Source organism: Xanthomonas sp. WHRI 8393, assembly GCF_040203315.1.
Taxonomy (GTDB): domain Bacteria; phylum Pseudomonadota; class Gammaproteobacteria; order Xanthomonadales; family Xanthomonadaceae; genus Xanthomonas; species Xanthomonas arboricola.
In genome coordinates, this window is sequence record NZ_JBEGGL010000002.1 from 242,233 (window position 1) to 258,533 (window position 16,301).

At 66.8% G+C, this 16,301-nt stretch carries 15 protein-coding genes; 13 read left to right on the forward strand and 2 right to left on the reverse strand.

Features of this window, described 5'->3' with window-relative positions; translation table 11 throughout:
* Nucleotides 1–73: 73 nt before the first annotated feature.
* Complete coding sequence (locus ABQ137_RS06915; RefSeq protein ID WP_349781709.1) at nucleotides 74–2,155, reverse strand: 3-hydroxyacyl-CoA dehydrogenase NAD-binding domain-containing protein; 2,082 nt, start codon at nucleotides 2,153–2,155, stop codon at nucleotides 74–76.
* A 235-nt stretch (nucleotides 2,156–2,390) separates the two neighbouring features.
* Between ABQ137_RS06915 and rpoE the strand changes: the two genes are divergently transcribed.
* The 9 genes from rpoE (at nucleotide 2,391) to recO (ending at nucleotide 11,399) form a co-directional block, all read left to right on the forward strand.
* Complete coding sequence (rpoE, locus tag ABQ137_RS06920; protein ID WP_016903799.1) at nucleotides 2,391–3,011, forward strand: RNA polymerase sigma factor RpoE; 621 nt, start codon at nucleotides 2,391–2,393, stop codon at nucleotides 3,009–3,011.
* On the forward strand, nucleotides 3,008–3,898 hold the full coding sequence (locus tag ABQ137_RS06925) for a sigma-E factor negative regulatory protein (protein WP_349781711.1): 891 nt from the start codon (nucleotides 3,008–3,010) through the stop codon (nucleotides 3,896–3,898). The genes rpoE and ABQ137_RS06925 overlap by 4 nt, the downstream gene beginning before the upstream one ends.
* 109 nt (nucleotides 3,899–4,007) lie before the next feature.
* A complete protein-coding gene (locus ABQ137_RS06930) occupies nucleotides 4,008–5,579 on the forward strand; it encodes a DegQ family serine endoprotease (RefSeq protein ID WP_024938036.1) in 1,572 nt (523 codons plus the stop codon).
* A gap of 188 nt (nucleotides 5,580–5,767) precedes the next feature.
* The gene (gene lepA / locus ABQ137_RS06935; protein ID WP_024938035.1) at nucleotides 5,768–7,558 is read left to right on the forward strand and encodes a translation elongation factor 4; all 1,791 of its coding nucleotides are present in this window, start codon (nucleotides 5,768–5,770) and stop codon (nucleotides 7,556–7,558) included.
* A gap of 104 nt (nucleotides 7,559–7,662) precedes the next feature.
* Nucleotides 7,663–8,463, forward strand: a complete 801-nt coding sequence (lepB, locus tag ABQ137_RS06940; protein ID WP_011036465.1) for a signal peptidase I — start codon at nucleotides 7,663–7,665, stop codon at nucleotides 8,461–8,463.
* The gene (locus tag ABQ137_RS06945) at nucleotides 8,463–8,870 is read left to right on the forward strand and encodes a DUF4845 domain-containing protein (RefSeq protein ID WP_024938034.1); all 408 of its coding nucleotides are present in this window, start codon (nucleotides 8,463–8,465) and stop codon (nucleotides 8,868–8,870) included. Before lepB ends, ABQ137_RS06945 begins: the two co-directional genes overlap by 1 nt.
* The gene (rnc, locus tag ABQ137_RS06950) at nucleotides 8,860–9,540 is read left to right on the forward strand and encodes a ribonuclease III (RefSeq protein ID WP_039511552.1); all 681 of its coding nucleotides are present in this window, start codon (nucleotides 8,860–8,862) and stop codon (nucleotides 9,538–9,540) included. Before ABQ137_RS06945 ends, rnc begins: the two co-directional genes overlap by 11 nt.
* Nucleotides 9,537–10,436, forward strand: a complete 900-nt coding sequence (gene era / locus ABQ137_RS06955; RefSeq protein WP_024938032.1) for a GTPase Era — start codon at nucleotides 9,537–9,539, stop codon at nucleotides 10,434–10,436. Before rnc ends, era begins: the two co-directional genes overlap by 4 nt.
* Before the next feature lie 240 nt (nucleotides 10,437–10,676).
* A complete protein-coding gene (gene recO, locus ABQ137_RS06960) occupies nucleotides 10,677–11,399 on the forward strand; it encodes a DNA repair protein RecO (RefSeq protein ID WP_046342104.1) in 723 nt (240 codons plus the stop codon).
* 147 nt (nucleotides 11,400–11,546) lie between these two features.
* On the opposite strand, the gene ABQ137_RS06965 is transcribed toward recO, so the two are convergent.
* The gene (locus tag ABQ137_RS06965; RefSeq protein ID WP_349781714.1) at nucleotides 11,547–12,269 is read right to left on the reverse strand and encodes a response regulator; all 723 of its coding nucleotides are present in this window, start codon (nucleotides 12,267–12,269) and stop codon (nucleotides 11,547–11,549) included.
* 157 nt (nucleotides 12,270–12,426) lie between these two features.
* Between ABQ137_RS06965 and rlmD the strand changes: the two genes are divergently transcribed.
* From rlmD to ABQ137_RS06985, 4 genes are all read left to right on the forward strand, one after another.
* Nucleotides 12,427–13,761 (forward strand): 23S rRNA (uracil(1939)-C(5))-methyltransferase RlmD, encoded by a 1,335-nt coding sequence (rlmD, locus tag ABQ137_RS06970; protein WP_349781716.1) that lies wholly within the window; start codon nucleotides 12,427–12,429, stop codon nucleotides 13,759–13,761.
* 103 nt (nucleotides 13,762–13,864) lie between these two features.
* On the forward strand, nucleotides 13,865–14,362 hold the full coding sequence (locus ABQ137_RS06975) for a CYTH domain-containing protein (RefSeq protein WP_349781718.1): 498 nt from the start codon (nucleotides 13,865–13,867) through the stop codon (nucleotides 14,360–14,362).
* Between the two features lie 150 nt (nucleotides 14,363–14,512).
* Nucleotides 14,513–15,196, forward strand: a complete 684-nt coding sequence (locus tag ABQ137_RS06980) for a DsbA family oxidoreductase (RefSeq protein WP_349781720.1) — start codon at nucleotides 14,513–14,515, stop codon at nucleotides 15,194–15,196.
* Between the two features lie 15 nt (nucleotides 15,197–15,211).
* Nucleotides 15,212–16,252, forward strand: coding sequence for an NAD(P)/FAD-dependent oxidoreductase (locus ABQ137_RS06985; RefSeq protein WP_503021209.1), 1,041 nt, complete (start codon nucleotides 15,212–15,214; stop codon nucleotides 16,250–16,252).
* The last annotated feature ends 49 nt before the right edge of the window (nucleotides 16,253–16,301 follow it).

Consider the following 16,301-nt stretch of genomic DNA (forward strand, 5'->3'; position numbering starts at 1 on the left):
CCTACAGATCACCCCAGTCGCCGATCGCCCCCCGCTTGCGTGTCTGATCGACGTCGAAGACAGCGTCGACGGCTCACGCCACCGGTTCACGCAGCAACGGCGACTCCCAGCCCGGGCGCGGTGCGAAACGCTCGCCATAGCGCGCCTGCAGTGCCTGCAGACGTGCCAGCAAGGCGTCGGCGCCGACACTGCGGATGTGCTGGATCGGGCCGCCGCGGAACGGGGCAAAGCCGGTGCCGAAGATCACGCCGGCGTCGAGCAGGTCCGCGTCGGCCACCACGCCGTCGTGCAGGCAGGCGACGGCTTCGTTGAGCAGCGGCAGGATCAGGCGATCTTCCAGGTCTGCCGGCGCCTCGTAGCCGCTGGCGACCTCGGGCTTGACCGCGCGCCCGTTCTCCCACTTGTACAGGCCCTGGCCGTCCTTCTTGCCGCGCTTGCCCGGCTCTACAGTGGCCAGCGCCGCCGGAATCGGCAGGTGCAGGAACGGTGCGAGCTCCGCGCCCACGCCGGCGGCAACGTCCAGCCCCACCGTGTCGATCAGTTCGATCGGCCCCATCGGCATGCCGAACTTCACCGCGGTCTTGTCCAGCACCGGGCCCGGTACGCCTTCGGCATAGGCGGTGGCCGCTTCGAGCAGGTACGGGAACAGCACGCGATTGACCAGGAAGCCCGGCGTGCCGGCCACCGGTACCGGGAACTTGTCCAGCGCCTTGCAGAATGCCGCCAGGCGCGCGACGTTGGTCGGATCCAGCCCGTCGTGCTGCACAATTTCGACCAGCGGCATCATCGATACCGGATTGAAGTAGTGCAGGCGGGCAAACTGCGCCGGGCGCTGGATATGTCCGCGGAGCTCGGTCAACGGAATCGACGAGGTGTTGGTGGTCAGCAAGGCATCTGGCTTGAGCTGCGGCTCGATGGACTGATACAGCTCGCGCTTGGCCTGCGGGTTCTCGATGATCGCTTCGATCACCAGGTCCGCCTGCGCCACGCCCGCGCCGGCCAGGTCGCCACGCAGGCGCGCCGCCACCTCCGGCCGCTTGGCCTGGTCCTTGACGCGCTTGGCGAACAACTCGCCGCCGCGGCCCAGCGCCGTATCGATGAAGCGCTGCTCGCGATCCTGCAGCGTCACCTCGAAGCCCTTGTACGCCGCCCAGGCCGCGATATCGCCGCCCATCACGCCGGCGCCGACCACATGCACATGGCGGATCGGAGCCAGCGCCGCAGCGCCGGCATCCTTGCCGCCCAGTGCCTTCAGGCGCTCGGTGAGAAAGAAGATGCGGATCAGGTTGCGCGCGGTCGGCGTGCTGGCGAGCTTGACCACCGCCTTGCGCTCGGCCGCCAGGCGCGCCTGGATGCCGCTGCCGCCGGCCCGTTCCCACACGTTGATCAAGGCGTAGGGCGCCGGGTAATGCTCCTTGCGCGCCTTGCGTGCGACCTGCTTGCGCATCTGGGGCGCCAGCAGCTTGCGCGCGAGCAAGGTATTGGTGGCCCACGCGGTGGCGCGCTGCTTGAACGGGCGTTTGCTGCCGGTAAGCGCCAGCGCGGCGGCGACATCGACCAGCACCGCGGGCGCGGCGACCTTGTCGACCAGGCCCATCGCGCGTGCGGCCTTGGCCGCGACGGTGCGACCGGTCAGCATCAGGTCCATCGCCGCCGGCGCACCGATCAGGCGCGGCAAGCGGGCGCTGCCGCCCCAGCCGGGGAAGATGCCGAGCTTGGTTTCCGGCAGGCCGATGCGCGTGCCGGCATCGTCGGAGGCCACGCGATACCGGCAGGCCAGCGCAATCTCGGTGCCGCCGCCCATGCAGAAGCCGTGGATCGCCGCCACCGTGGGGCAGGGCAGTTCGGCCAGCTTCTGGAAGACGCTCTGGCCACGATGGATCGCATCGTTGACGGTGCCCTTGCGGTCGAACTCCTGGAATTCCTTCAGGTCGGCGCCGGCGATGAAGCCGTTGGGCTTGCCCGAGCGCAGCACCACGCCCTTGGGCGGGTCCAGCGCCAGACGTTCGACCAGCGCGCCCAGTTCGAGCAGCACCTCCTGCGAAAACGCGTTGACCGGTGCGCCCTGACGATCAAGGCTGAGCACGACCACGCCGTCCTCGCGCAGGTCGGCCTGCCAATGGCTGAATCGGAGCCCGTCGAAACCTGGAAGCATGCGTCTGGCCGTCCGGAGATATAAGGAAAGGTCGTTATCATCCAGAGGTTGTTTCCTTCACGTCAAATACCCATACCTGTCGGCAGGGCGGCGCGCGCCTCGTGCGAGGCGTCGCCAGTGGCGCATCGGTGCAGCTAGTCTGATGCGTGACGATCGTCCGGATCGGTATGAACTTTTCTTTTCAATGGTTGTCTCATTGCCCGACTTCGGTGGGCTGACAGGAGTGCGGCCCGACATGGCCGAAGTCGATACACCTCAGGAGCTGGACCTGGAACTGGTCCGGCGCGTGCAGCGCGGCGAGAGCGCAGCGTTCGATGTGCTGGTGCGCAAATACCAGCACCGCATCGTTGCGTTGATCGGGCGCTACATCGCCGACTGGAGCGAGTGCCAGGACGTGGCCCAGGATACGTTTGTGCGCGCCTACCGCGCGATCAACAGTTTCCGCGGCGACTCGCAGTTCTACACCTGGTTGCACCGCATTGCCGTCAACACTGCCAAGAACCATCTGGTTGCGCACAACCGCCGTCCGCCCACCGACGATATCGAGATCAGCGATGCCGAACAGTTCGATGGTGCCACCCGCCTGCGCGATACCGACACTCCGGAGCGCGAATTGATGCGACAGGAGCTGGAACAAACGGTGATGCGTGCGGTCCAAGCCCTACCGGAAGAACTTCGGTCGGCCATCACCCTGCGCGAGGTGGAAGGGCTGAGCTACGACGAAATCGCGCGAAAGATGGATTGCCCGATCGGAACGGTGCGCTCGCGCATCTTCCGGGCGCGCGAGGCCATCGACATCGAGCTGCGGCCTCTGTTGGAGACCGAAAGCGCCACCCGTGAGCGACACCGTGTATGAGCCATAACCCTGCCATGTCCACCACCGACAAGTTCGAGCGTCACTACCGCCAGCAGCTGTCTGCGCTGGTGGATGGCGAATTGAGCGCCGACGAGTCGCGCTTCCTGCTGCGCCGCCTGGCCCACGACGAGGAACTGGCCGGCTGCCACGAGCGTTGGCAGCTGTGCGGCGATGTGCTGCGCGGCGCGGCCAGCGCGCCGGCACCGCTGGATTTTGCCGCGCGCGTGCGCAGCGCCATCGCCGATGAGCCGGTGCCGCAGGCGCAGCCATCCACGCGTCCGGCCACGCGCTGGCGCTGGGGTGGTGGCGCAGCGATCGCGGCATCGGTCGCTGCGATTGCCCTGTTCATGGCGCGCGAGCGCCTGCCCGAGACCGTGCCGCCGGCCGAGCAGGTCCCGGTGTTCGCCACGACGGCGCAGCTGCCGGCGGCCACGCCGGCCCCCGCCACGCCCGCAGCACCGAAGGCTCCGGCCCAGCCCGGCCCGGCCGCTCCCGACGAGGTGGCCGCGCTGGCCGCAGCGGTGCCGGCCGCCGCGCTGGCATCCACGCGCCGTGGCGCGGCCACACGCAACCAGCAGGTCGCCCGCAGCGTCGCTTCGCGTCAGCAGCAGGCGCCAACCCGCATGCTGGCGTCCGCTGCTCCTGCTTCGACGACGGCCACGGCCGGTGCGGTGTCGCCATCGAATCCGTTCACGCATCCGGATACCACCTTGCAGGCACGCCCATGGCCGCGCGCGGCGCTGTCCGGTGCCGGTGAAAGTCCGCTCAATGCCAGCTTCCGCCAAGGCGGACAGGGCACCGCGTTCTATCCGTTCGAGCCTGCGCCGCAGGGTGTTGCCAGCCCCGCGCCCAATCGGCCGCTGCCGGTGCAGCCGCCGCAGGATTGATGTCGCCGCCGATCTTCATCCGTTCGGCGCCCTCCCTCCCGTTATCGTGCCGGACCCCTGCAGTGGCAGGGGCTTTGGCCCCTGTCGCCCTGCCATCGGAGGCAACCTGATGAACCATCGCATTCGCACCCAGATGTTCGGCCTGATCGCCATGACCCTGCCGCTGGCCGCCTGCGCGCAGCAGTCCGCGCCCACGGCCAAGGATGTTGCCCCGATTGCCGCCAACCGCAGCGCCAACCCGGCTCCGCAGCTGGTGGCCGGCTTGCCGGACTTCACCAATCTGGTCGAGCAGGTCGGCCCGGGTGTGGTCAATATCGAAACCACCATCACTCGCAAGGACGCCATGGCGCGCCAGCGGCGCGGTGGGCAGGACGGCGGCGCGATGCCCGGCGACGAGCAGATGCCGGAATTCTTCCGCCGCTTCTTCGGGCCGGATTTCCAGATGCCGGGCGGGCCGCGGCAGGGGCCGGGCCAGGGCGGCGATGACGATGGCGGCATCGCCGGCAAGTCGATGGGCTCGGGCTTCATCATTTCCGCCGATGGCTATGTGCTGACCAACCACCATGTGGTCGATGGCGCCAGCGAGGTCACCGTCAAGCTGACCGACCGCCGCGAGTTCAAGGCCAAGGTGGTCGGCAGCGACGAGCAGTTCGACGTGGCGCTGCTCAAGATCGAGGCCAAGGGCCTGCCGACGGTACGCCTGGGCGATTCCAACACGCTCAAGCCGGGCCAGTGGGTGGTGGCGATCGGCTCGCCGTTCGGTCTGGATCACTCGGTCACCGCCGGCATCGTCAGTGCCACCGGGCGCAGCAATCCGTATGCGGACCAGCGCTACGTGCCCTTCATCCAGACCGACGTGGCAATCAACCAGGGCAACTCCGGCGGCCCCTTGCTCAACACGCGCGGCGAGGTGGTCGGCATCAATTCGCAAATCTTCTCCGCGTCGGGCGGCTACATGGGCATCAGTTTTGCGATCCCGATCGACCTGGCCTTCAGCGCTGCCGAGCAGATCAAGGCCACCGGCCATGTGAGCCGCGGCATGCTGGGCGTGGCGGTCGGCCCGATCGACTCGCTCAAGGCGCAGGGCCTGGGCCTGCCGGATACGCGCGGCGCGCTGGTCAACGACATTCCGCCCGGCAGCCCAGCCGCCAAGGCCGGAATCGAGGTGGGCGATGTGATCCGCGCCGTCAACGGCAAGCCGATCGATGTCGCCAGCGATCTGCCGCCGATGATCGGGCTGATGGCGCCGGGCACCAAGGTCAACCTGGACGTGTTGCGTGATGGCAAGCCGCGCAAGGTGGCCGTCACCCTGACGACGCTGGACAACCCCGCCGGCAACGCCGCCCCGCGTACCGCGGCCGAAGACGCCAAGCCCAGCGCCCCGGCCAGCGTGGAACTGCTCGGCCTGCAGGTCGCCGATCTCACCGCTGCCGAGCGCAGCCGCCTGGGCCTGGAGGCCGGCGAGGGAGTGCGCATCGCCTCGGTGACCGGCGCGGCAGCACGCAGCACCCAACCGCCGCTGTCGCCGGGCCTGGTCATCGCCCGCGTCGGCCGCACCAAGGTCGGCAGCGTCGCCGACCTCAACCGCGCCCTGTCCAGCTACAAGAAGGGCGACGTGGTCATGCTGCTGGTCACCGACGGCAAGGCGACCAGCTATGTGGCCTTGAAGGCCGGCGGCTAACGGAGGGAATGGAGAATCGGGAATCGGGAATGGTAAGAGCGGCTCCGCGAGGCGATAGCCCGCCTGGCTTTTGCGATTCCCGAATCCCGATTCCCCAATCCCCGGCCCCAAAGGGGCCGACCGTGCGATAATGCTGCGTTACCCTGACGACGGCACCGCCGGCGCCCACCTCAATGTCCTCTGATTCAATGCGGAATATCCGCAACTTCTCCATCATTGCCCACGTCGACCACGGTAAATCCACCCTGGCCGACCGGATCATCCAGCTGTGCGGCGGCCTGCAGGCGCGCGAGATGGAGGCCCAGGTCCTGGACTCCAACCCGATCGAGCGCGAACGCGGCATCACCATCAAGGCGCAGTCGGTGTCCCTGCCGTATACGGCCAAGGACGGGCAGGTCTACCACCTGAACTTCATCGACACCCCCGGGCATGTGGACTTCTCCTATGAAGTCAGCCGCTCGCTGGCCGCCTGCGAAGGCGCGCTGCTGGTGGTGGATGCGGCCCAGGGCGTGGAAGCGCAGTCGGTCGCCAACTGCTACACCGCGGTGGAGCAGGGCCTGGAAGTGGTGCCGGTGCTCAACAAGATCGACCTGCCGACCGCCGACATCGAGCGCGCCAAGGCCGAGATCGAAGCGGTGATCGGCATCGACGCCGAAGACGCGGTTGCGGTCAGCGCCAAGACCGGTCTGAACATCGATCTGGTGCTGGAAGCGATCGTGCAGCGGATTCCGCCGCCCAAGCCCCGCGACACCGACAAGCTGCAGGCGCTGATCATCGACTCCTGGTTCGACAACTACCTGGGCGTGGTGTCGCTGGTGCGCGTGATGCAGGGCGAGATCAAGCCGGGCAGCAAGATCCTGGTGATGTCCACCGGCCGTACTCATCTGGTCGACAAGGTCGGCGTGTTCACGCCCAAGCGCAAGGAGCTTGCCGCGCTGGGCGCGGGCGAAGTGGGCTGGATCAACGCCTCGATCAAGGACGTGCACGGCGCACCGGTCGGCGACACGCTGACCCTGGCGGCCGACCCGGCGCCGCATGCGCTGCCCGGTTTCCAGGAAATGCAGCCGCGCGTGTTCGCCGGCCTGTTTCCGGTCGATGCGGAGGATTACCCGGATCTGCGCGAGGCGCTGGACAAGCTGCGCCTGAACGATGCGGCGCTGCGCTTCGAGCCGGAAAGCTCCGAAGCGATGGGCTTCGGCTTCCGCTGCGGCTTCCTGGGCATGCTGCACATGGAGATCGTGCAGGAGCGGCTGGAGCGCGAGTACAACCTCAACCTGATCTCGACCGCGCCGACCGTGGTCTACGAGGTGCTCAAGACCGACGGCAGCATCATCCCGATGGACAATCCATCCAAGTTGCCGCCGCTCAACAACGTGGAAGAGATCCGCGAGCCGATCATCCGCGCCAACATCCTCACCCCGCCCGATTACGTCGGCAACATCATCACCTTGTGCGAGGAAAAGCGCGGCACCCAGATCGGCATCAACTACCTGGGCAGCCAGGTGCAGATCAGCTACGAGTTGCCGATGGCCGAAGTGGTGCTGGATTTCTTCGACAAGCTCAAGTCGGTCTCGCGCGGTTACGCCTCGCTGGATTACCACTTCCTGCGTTTCGATGCCGGCCCGTTCGTGCGCGTGGATACGCTGATCAATGGCGACAAGGTCGATGCGCTGTCGATCATCGTGCACCGCAGCTACGCCGACCGGCGCGGCCGCGAACTGTGCGAAAAGATGAAGGATCTGATCCCGCGGCAGATGTTCGACGTGGCGATCCAGGCCGCCGTGGGCTCGCAAATCATCTCGCGCTCCACGGTCAAGGCGATGCGCAAGAACGTGTTGGCCAAGTGCTATGGTGGCGACGTTTCGCGCAAGAAGAAGCTGCTCGAAAAGCAAAAAGAAGGCAAGAAGCGCATGAAGCAGGTCGGCCGCGTGGAGATTCCGCAGGAGGCCTTCCTGGCTGTCTTGCAGATGGATAAGTAGCAGGGATTCGGGAGTCGTGATTGGGGATTGGCAACGACTTGCCAGCCCGTCATCTTTGCGAATCCCCAATCTCCAATCCCAAATCCCGTTCCGAAGGAACATCAATGAAATGGTTTGAAATCGCCCTCGTTGTGTTGACGCTGGGCACCGGCTTCATCTGGCTGCTGGACAAGCTGTTCCTGGCCAAGCGCCGCGCGGCACGCGCCGGTCTGCTGGACAGCGAGCCTGCCATCATCGACTACTCGCGCGCCTTCTTTCCGGTGCTGGCGGTGGTGTTGATCCTGCGCAGCTTCGTGGCCGAGCCGTACAAGATTCCGTCCAGTTCGATGATGCCCAATCTGCTGATCGGCGATTTCATCCTGGTCAACAAGTTCGCTTACGGTTTCCGTCTGCCGATCACCAATACCAAGTTCATCCCGACCGGCGAGCCCAAGCGCGGCGACGTGGTGGTGTTCAAGCCGCCGCATGCGCCGGACCAGAACTGGATCAAGCGCGTGGTGGGTCTGCCGGGCGACAAGATCGGCTTCCACGGCGATACGCTGTACATCAACGACAAGCCGATGCGCTACACGGTCAAGGGCGAATACATCGGCAAGGGCAAGGGCGCCGAGATGACCGGCACCACCTTGCTGGTCGAGGATTTGCCGGGCCGCACCCACACGGTGCTGGAGTGGGTCGATCGCAACATGCCGGCCGGGCAGGGTGACTGGACTGTGCCGGCGGACAGCTATTTCGTGATGGGGGATAATCGCGACAACAGTGAAGACAGCCGGTTCTGGACCCAGACGCACTTCCTGCCGGAAGCCAACCTGCGCGGCAAGGCGTTCCTGATCTGGCTCAATTGCGAAGGGTGGTTCTGCAAGGGGAGTTTCGATCCGTCGCGGATCGGGACCGGAATCCAGTAATGCACGCACGGCGTGCCGGGGGAAGCACAATGAAGCGCAAGCAGAGTGGTATGACGTTGACGTCGTTCGTGGTGGTGCTGGCGGTGGTGGGGTTCGCGCTGTACATCGGAATGAAGCTGTTTCCGATGTACCAGGAATACTATTCGGTGCGCACGGCCATGAAAGGCCTGGCCAAGGAACCCGACAGCGCCAACATGGATCCGTCCAAGTTGCAGGATCTGTTCTTTCGTCGGCTGTACATCAACTACTCGGAAAACGTCAAGAAAGAGGACGTCAAGTTCGAGCGCGTCGATGGTGGCTGGCGCATGAAGGTCAACTACGAAGTTCGCCGCGAATTGATCGGCAATCTGGATGTCGTCGGTAAATTCGAGACGTCCCAGGACATGACGGGACGTGGTGGCGAATAGGACTTTCCAGCGTGGCGATCCGATCGGGCATGCGTTTGCCGATCCGGGATTGCTCGCCCAGGCGCTGCGACACCGCAGCGCCGGGACACCGCATAACGAACGACTGGAATTTCTCGGCGACGGCATCGTCAACCTGCTGGTCGCCGAGGCGCTGTACCAGCGCTGGCCCAAGGCCGACGAAGGCGCATTGACCCGCGCGCGTGCCGAACTCGTACGCGAGGGGGCGCTGGCGGTGATCGGCCGCACCCTCAATCTGGGCGAGCGGCTGACGCTGGGGCCGGGCGAGCTGAAATCCGGCGGCCATCGACGTGATTCGATCCTGGCCGACGCGGTCGAGGCGATCGTCGCGGCGATCTATCTGGACTGCGGCTTCGAACGCTGCCGCGCGGTGGTGCTGCCGTGGTTCGAGCCCTCGCTGGCGGCGCTGCCGGTGGGCAAGGCCGAGAAAGACCCCAAGACCCGGCTGCAGGAATGGCTGCAGGCGCGGCAGCTGCCGTTGCCCACTTACGCGCTGATCAGCGAAAGCGGCGACGAACATGCCAAGCAGTTCCATGTCGCCTGCATCCTGGAACAGCCCGTCGCCCGCGCCGAAGGCCAGGGCAGCTCGCGTCGCCTCGCCGAGCAACAGGCGGCCACCCTTGTCATCGCACAACTGGATTCCAACACGTGAGCGAAACCTCTTCCCCCCACCGTAGCGGCAGCGTTGCGGTGATCGGCCGGCCCAATGTCGGCAAATCCACCCTGACCAATGCCCTGGTCGGCGCCAAGGTCAGCATCGTGTCCAACCGGCCGCAGACCACGCGCCATCGGTTGCTGGGCATTGCCACCTTCCCCGAGGGGCAGCTGGTGCTGGTCGACACGCCCGGACTGCATCGCGAGCAGAAGCGCGCCATGAACCGGGTGATGAACCGCGCTGCGCGCGGCTCGCTGGAAGGCGTGGACGCGGCAGTGCTGGTGATCGAAGCCGGCCGCTGGGACGATGAAGACACCCTGGCTTTCAAGGTCCTGAGCGACGCCGGAGTGCCGGTGGTGCTGGTGGTCAACAAGGTCGACCGGCTCAAGGACAAGACCGCGCTGTTCCCGTTCCTGGCCCAGGTCAGCGAGGGGCGCACGTTCGCTGCGGTGCATCCGGTGTCCGCGCTCAAGCGCAAGGGCCTGGAGGCGCTGGTCGGCGACCTGCTCAAGCTGGTGCCGGAGGCCGAAGCCATGTTCGGCGAGGACGAGATCACCGACCGCAGCCAGCGTTTTCTGGCCGGGGAACTGGTGCGTGAGCAGTTGATGCGTCAGCTCGGCGAAGAACTGCCGTATGCCACCACGGTGGAGATCGAACGCTTTGCCGAAGATGGCGCGCTGCTGCGCATCGGCGCGGTGATCTGGGTCGAGCGCGAAGGCCAGAAGGCGATCGTGATCGGCAAGGGCGGTACCCGCCTGAAGGACATCGGCGGCAAGGCGCGCCTGCAGATGGAGCGCCTGTTCGGGGCCAAGGTATTCCTGGAGACCTGGGTGCGCGTGCGCGAAGGCTGGTCGGATGACGAAGCGGCATTGAAGGCGTTCGGATACGAGTGAGGCCCTGGCTGGCGCCAGTGCCAGTGCCGTGCTGACAGCCTGTCGATGCGGTCGCCGGCACCGGCACGGACATGGGGCTGCGATGCAAGCGATGTCCCGATGCACCGGATGGCGCCTGGCCATTGCGGCGGCTGCCGTCGACGGTTGCGACCAACTGCGCTGCCGGCAGCGGCTCACGGCGGACATCGCTGCTGGCCGCTCTTGTGTCCTGCAATCGCGCTCCTTGCCGCATAACAGACCATGCTGATCGAACACGAACGCGGTTTCATCCTGCATGTGCGGGCCTGGCGCGAGACCAGCCTGCTGGTGGAAGTGTTGACCGAGCAGCATGGCCGGGTCGGGCTATTGGCGCGTGGGGTGCACGGACCTCGCAAGCAGGCCTTGCGGGCCGCGCTGCAGCCACTGCAGTTGATCCAATTCACTGCGGTGCAACGCGGCGAACTGGCCCAGCTGCGTCAGGCCGAGGCGCTGGACACCGCCCCCCGCCTGGCGGGCGAATCCATGCTGGCCGGCTTCTACATCAGTGAACTGCTGCTGCGCCTGGCGCCGCGCAACGACCCGGTGCCAGAGTTGTTCGATTGCTATGCGCAGGCGCGTGCGCATCTGGCATCCGGCCTGCCGCTGGCCTGGGGGCTGCGCCAGTTCGAGCGCGATGTGCTCGACGGTCTGGGTTTTGCGTTCGATCTGCAGCACGACCGCGATGGCCAGCCGATCGACCCGGCGGCGCGCTACCGGCTCGATCCGCAGGAGGGCGCGCTGCGCGTACTGAGCGAGGCGATGGCGCAGGACCGGCGCGACACCGTCACCGGTGCGGCGCTGCTGGCGCTGGGCCAGGACGTCATGCCGGCGGTCGACGACATGCCGGGCCTGCGTCGCAGCATGCGGGGCGTGCTGCTGCATCACCTGAGTGGACGCGGGCTCAAATCCTGGGAGATGCTCGAGGATCTAGCGCGGCGGCGTTGAGGCGCGCAAAGCGGGTAACCAATCTGGCGAGTGGTGGTCGACCACGCGTTGGGGTCCAGGCGAACTCGCTGCGCACGCGGGGTGCCCGATGTCACCTGTCCATCGCCGACGCTGCGCCGGGCCCAGGGACACCGCTGCAGTCCTCCTTCAGTGCAGCAGTGCAGCCACCGCCGCATGGAACTGGGTCTGCGCCGTGCTGGAGTGCGGGTCGCCGCGCAGCAGGCGCACTGCGCCGGCAAGCCGTGCCGCGCCGACAAAGCCGCAGCTGGCCTGTAGCCGATGCAGATGGCTGCGCAGTGCCTGATCGTCGCTGACCTGCAAGGCCGAATCCACCGCGTCGCGAGTGCCCGGCAACTCGGCCAGGAACAATTCGCGCAGCGCGTTGAGATGGTGTTGCTGGCCGTTGAGCGCGCTGAGCGCGGCCGCTTCGTCCCAATCGCTGGCGGCAATGTCGACCACGCCCACCGGCGCCACGCTGTAGCGGCCGCGCGCCAGCCCACGACGCACCGCCTGCAGTAGGCGCTCGGAGGTCAGCGGCTTCACCAGTAGTTCCAGAAAACCATCGGACTGCAGGCTGCGTTGCATGGCCGTGGTGGTGTCTGCGGTATGGGCCAGTGCAGGCACGTCCGGGTGCAGCAGGCGCAGTGCGCGCAGCAGGCCGCTGCCGGTGCCATCGGGAAGATTGACGTCGATCAGCCACAGGTCGTGGCGACGCTCGCGCGCACGGTCCAGTGCCGACGACAGCGAGTCTGCACAATCCACATGGGCGGGAAGACCTTCCAGCACCGCCTGCAGAAAGCCACGGCTGATCGGGTCGTCCTCTACCAGCAAGAGGCGTGGTTGGGGTTCCTGGCGTGTCGCCATGTTCATGCTGCCTCCTTGTCAGCGATGCCGCGTCCTAGCAGCCGCGTGCAGCGGAAGTGTGCCTGTGTTTGCGGGGCGCGACAATTGTTCCACCGCGCGAAGCGGCCGGGATCGGTCGCATCTGCGACAATACGCACCCTTTTTGCCCGCAGCTCGTCGCCACGTGGCCAGAACCCGAAACCGCTTCGACCGTACTCCGTTCCAGACCGCGATCACCGACCTCAGCCACGACGGACGCGGCGTGGCCCGCCGCGACGGCGAGGGCGGCAAGGTCACCTTCATCAGTGGCGCCTTGCCCGGTGAGCTGGTGCGGGCCGAACCCACCGCGCGCAGCCGGCATTTCGACGAGGCCAGGACGGTTGAGGTGCTGGAGGCATCGCCGCAGCGGGTGACCCCGCGCTGCCCGCATTTCGGCGTCTGCGCCGGCTGCGTGCTGCAGCATCTGGACGAGTCGCAGCAGATCGTGGCCAAGCAGCGCGTGCTGATGGACAACCTGGAACGCATCGGCCACGTCACACCGCAGGCGGTGCTGCCGGCACTGGTCGGCGATACCTGGGGCTATCGGCGCAAGGGCCGCTTTTCGGTCCGTCGCGTCGAAAAGAAGGACAAGACCCTGGTGGGCTTTCGCGAGCTGGATCCGCGCTTCGTGGCCGATCTGTCGGTCTGCTACACGGTGATCCCGCAGATCGGCGAGAAGATTCCGCAGCTGGCGGCGCTGGTCGAAGGCCTGGATGGCAAGCGCGACGTCCCGCAGATCGAATTCATTGCCGGCGACGAGGCGGTGGTGTTGACCATCCGCCATCTGCAGCCGCTCAGCGAGCGCGACCTGCAGGCGCTGACCGCGTTCGCCCAGGCGCACGGCTTTGCGATCTTCCTGCAGCCCGGTGGCGTGGAGAGCGTGCATCCGCTATGGCCGCAGGAGGTGCCGCTGTCGTTCCGCCTGCCGCAGTGGGATGTGGAGCTGGCATTCCGGCCGCTGGATTTCATCCAGGTCAACGCCTCGCTCAACCAGAAGATGATCGCGCATGCGCTGGCACTGCTCGACGCCGGGCCGGACGACCGCGTGCTGGACCTGTTCTGCGGGCTGGGCAATTTCACCCTGCCGCTGGCGCGCGGTGTGCGCGAAGTGGTCGGCGTGGAGGGCGATGCCGGGCTGGTGGCACGCGCCCGGGACAACGCGCAGCGCAATGGTCTGACCAATGCGCAGTTCCATGCGGCCGACCTGACCCAGGACCAGCGCAACGCGGCGTGGATGCGGCAGGGCTTCGACAGGCTGCTGCTGGACCCGCCGCGCTCGGGCGCGCTGGAAGTGCTGCAGCAGTTGCCGCTGAAAAAGTTCGAGCGCATCGTCTATGTGAGCTGCCACCCCGGCTCGCTGGCACGCGACGCCGGCTACCTGGTCAACGAGCAGGGCTTCACGCTCAAGGCCGCCGGCGCGATGGACATGTTTCCGCATACCGCGCATGTGGAGAGCATCGCGGTGTTCGAGAGGCGGTGATTGGGGATTGGGCATTGGGGATTCGCAGGAGCGCATTCCCTAAGCCCGCCAGTTAGCCGCTGTGACCAATCCCCAATCCCGAATCTCTAATCCCCCAAATCCCATGCCCATCGAAATCGAACGCAAATTCCTGGTCACCGGCGAGGGCTGGCGCAGTGCCGCGCATGCGGTGATCCCGATGGCGCAGGGCTATATCAACGACCAGGCGGCGTTGCGCAGCGGTGCGCAGAATGCGTCGGTGCGGGTGCGCATCCAGGGCGAGAGCGCGTTTCTCAATCTGAAATCGCGTGAGGTGGGGCATACCCGGCAGGAGTTCGAGTACCCAATTCCGGTGGTCGAGGCGCGTGCGCTGCTGGCGCTGTGTGTCGGCGGTCTGATCGACAAACGTCGTCACCTGGTCCAGTACCAGGGGCATGTGTGGGAAGTGGACGAATTCCTCGGCGACAACGCCGGGCTGGTGGTGGCCGAGATCGAACTCGGCAATGCCTACGAGGCCTTCGCCAAACCCGAGTGGATCGGCGCCGAAGTCACCGACGATGTGCGCTATTACAACCTGGCGCTGGCCTCGCACCCGTTCAAGCACTGGAGCGGGGATTTGTAGGTCGGGATTCGGGATTCGGTATTCGGGATTCGTAAAAGCTAACGCGATGCGTCGGAGTTGGGGCTGATTGCGTTGCGCCCCCCCAGTCCCTGCCTTGGTATTGGGTTTATGCTTTGCGAGTCCCCAATGACGAATCTCCAATCCCCGCCCATGCGCATCGATATCTGGTCTGACGTGGTCTGCCCCTGGTGCTGGATCGGCAAGCGCCGTTTCGAGCAGGCGGTGGCCGCACTCGGTGCGCAGGCACCGGCGCTGGACATCCATTACCACGCCTTCCAGCTGGACCCAGATGCTGGCCTGGAGCCGACCCCGCTGCGTGATGCGCTGGCGCAGAAGTTCGGCGGTGCTGCGCGCGTGGAGCAGATGCTGGCGCAGACCCAGGCCACTGCGCGCGCCGAAGGCCTGCCGTTCGATTTCGGGCGTGGGCAGGTGCAGGTCAGCACGTTGCGCGCGCATCGGCTGATCTGGCTGGCCAGCCGCGAGGGCGATGTCCAGGCTGTGATCGAAGCCTTGTTCCATGCGCATTTTGCCGAAGGCCAAAACGTTGGCGCCACCGAAACGCTGGTGGCTGCCGGGGCCGCCGGCGGTCTGGACGAGGCCCGCGTGCGCGTGCTGCTGGACTCCGACGAAGGCGTCGTTGCCGTCGAGGCGCAACTGGCGCAGGCCGCTGCGCTGGGAATCCGTGCGGTGCCCAGTTTCGTCATCGATGGACGCAGCCTGATCCAGGGTGCGCAGCCGCCGGAGAGCTTTGCGCAGGCACTGTTGCAGCTGGCCGCCGAATCGGCGCCGATCGGTGGTCCCGATGCCTGCGGGCCGGACGGCTGCGCGGTGTGAACGGCCGGCGGCGTGTTGCAACGGCCTGCCGCTGACGAGATGACGCGGCCCACTCCATCGAGGACGGTTGCGGTGATCGGCGCCGGGCTGGCCGGGCTTGCCTGCGCGCAACGGCTGCAGGCTTCGGGATTGGCTGTGACGTTGTTCGAGCAGGGCGACATGCCCGGCGGACGCATGCGCAGCTGTGGCGGCGCTGGCTGGCAGTGCGATCACGGCGCGCAGTATTTCACCGCCCGCGACCCGGCGTTTGCCGCAGTGGTGGATGCATGGATCGCGCGCGGCGTCGCGGCGGTCTGGCCTGCGCGCGTCGCCAGTTGGGATGGCACCGACCTGCGTGCGTCGCAGGGCGGGTTGACGCGCTTTGTCGGCGTGCCGGACATGGGCGCACCGGCGCGTGCGCTGGCGGCGGCCCTGAATGTTCGGTTGGGCGCCTCTGTGCGATCGCTGCAGCGCAGTGGCGACACCTGGCAACTGGAGGTGGCAGAAGACCGAACGACACGCAACTGTCGCTTCGACATCGTGCTGCTGGCGGTACCGGCACCGCTTGCAGCTGCATTGCTGGCGGACGGCGCGCCCACGCTGGCGACGACGGCCGCCAACGCACGGATGCAGCCGGCCTGGGCGGTGGTGCTGCGTTTCGACATGCCGGTCGACCCCGGGTACGACGCATTGTTCGTCAACGCCGGCCCGTTGCGCTGGGTGGCACGCAACGCCAGCAAGCCGGGCAGGGATGGCGTGGAAACCTGGCTGCTGCATGCCACTGCCGACTGGAGTCGGGCGCATCTGGACGCAACGCCTGAAACGGTGACTGCCAGCGTGTTGCCCGCGTTGGCCGCGCTCGGCCTGCCCCTGCCGCAGTCCTGCGATGCGTATCGCTGGACGGTGGCCAGCACTGAGCCTGCCTTGCAGATCGGCTGTGCCTGGGATGCGCCGCTGAGCATCGGCATCTGCGGCGACTGGTTGGCCGGTGGCAAGGTCGAAGGGGCCTGGCAAAGCGGTGTGGCCTTGGCTGCGCGTGTGTGTGCCGGCGATGCCGCCTGCAGTGGGCAGGAGTGATGCGGTGGCATGCGCGGCGGGAGATATGCGCTGGCGTGTCGATGCAGAG

What these genes read in the sequence shown, in the direction of transcription:
- ABQ137_RS06915 (WP_349781709.1), bottom strand. Translation starts at nt 2,155, where the DNA reads ATGCTTCCAGGTTTCGACGGGCTCCGATTCAGCCATTGGCAGGCCGAC.
- ABQ137_RS06945 (WP_024938034.1), top strand. Translation starts at nt 8,463, where the DNA reads ATGCACGCACGGCGTGCCGGGGGAAGCACAATGAAGCGCAAGCAGAGT.
- lepA (WP_024938035.1), top strand. Translation starts at nt 5,768, where the DNA reads ATGCGGAATATCCGCAACTTCTCCATCATTGCCCACGTCGACCACGGT.
- ABQ137_RS06925 (WP_349781711.1), top strand. Translation starts at nt 3,008, where the DNA reads ATGAGCCATAACCCTGCCATGTCCACCACCGACAAGTTCGAGCGTCAC.
- ABQ137_RS06975 (WP_349781718.1), top strand. Translation starts at nt 13,865, where the DNA reads ATGCCCATCGAAATCGAACGCAAATTCCTGGTCACCGGCGAGGGCTGG.
- ABQ137_RS06980 (WP_349781720.1), top strand. Translation starts at nt 14,513, where the DNA reads ATGCGCATCGATATCTGGTCTGACGTGGTCTGCCCCTGGTGCTGGATC.
- ABQ137_RS06965 (WP_349781714.1), bottom strand. Translation starts at nt 12,269, where the DNA reads ATGAACATGGCGACACGCCAGGAACCCCAACCACGCCTCTTGCTGGTA.
- ABQ137_RS06930 (WP_024938036.1), top strand. Translation starts at nt 4,008, where the DNA reads ATGAACCATCGCATTCGCACCCAGATGTTCGGCCTGATCGCCATGACC.
- rpoE (WP_016903799.1), top strand. Translation starts at nt 2,391, where the DNA reads ATGGCCGAAGTCGATACACCTCAGGAGCTGGACCTGGAACTGGTCCGG.
- recO (WP_046342104.1), top strand. Translation starts at nt 10,677, where the DNA reads ATGCTGATCGAACACGAACGCGGTTTCATCCTGCATGTGCGGGCCTGG.
- lepB (WP_011036465.1), top strand. Translation starts at nt 7,663, where the DNA reads ATGAAATGGTTTGAAATCGCCCTCGTTGTGTTGACGCTGGGCACCGGC.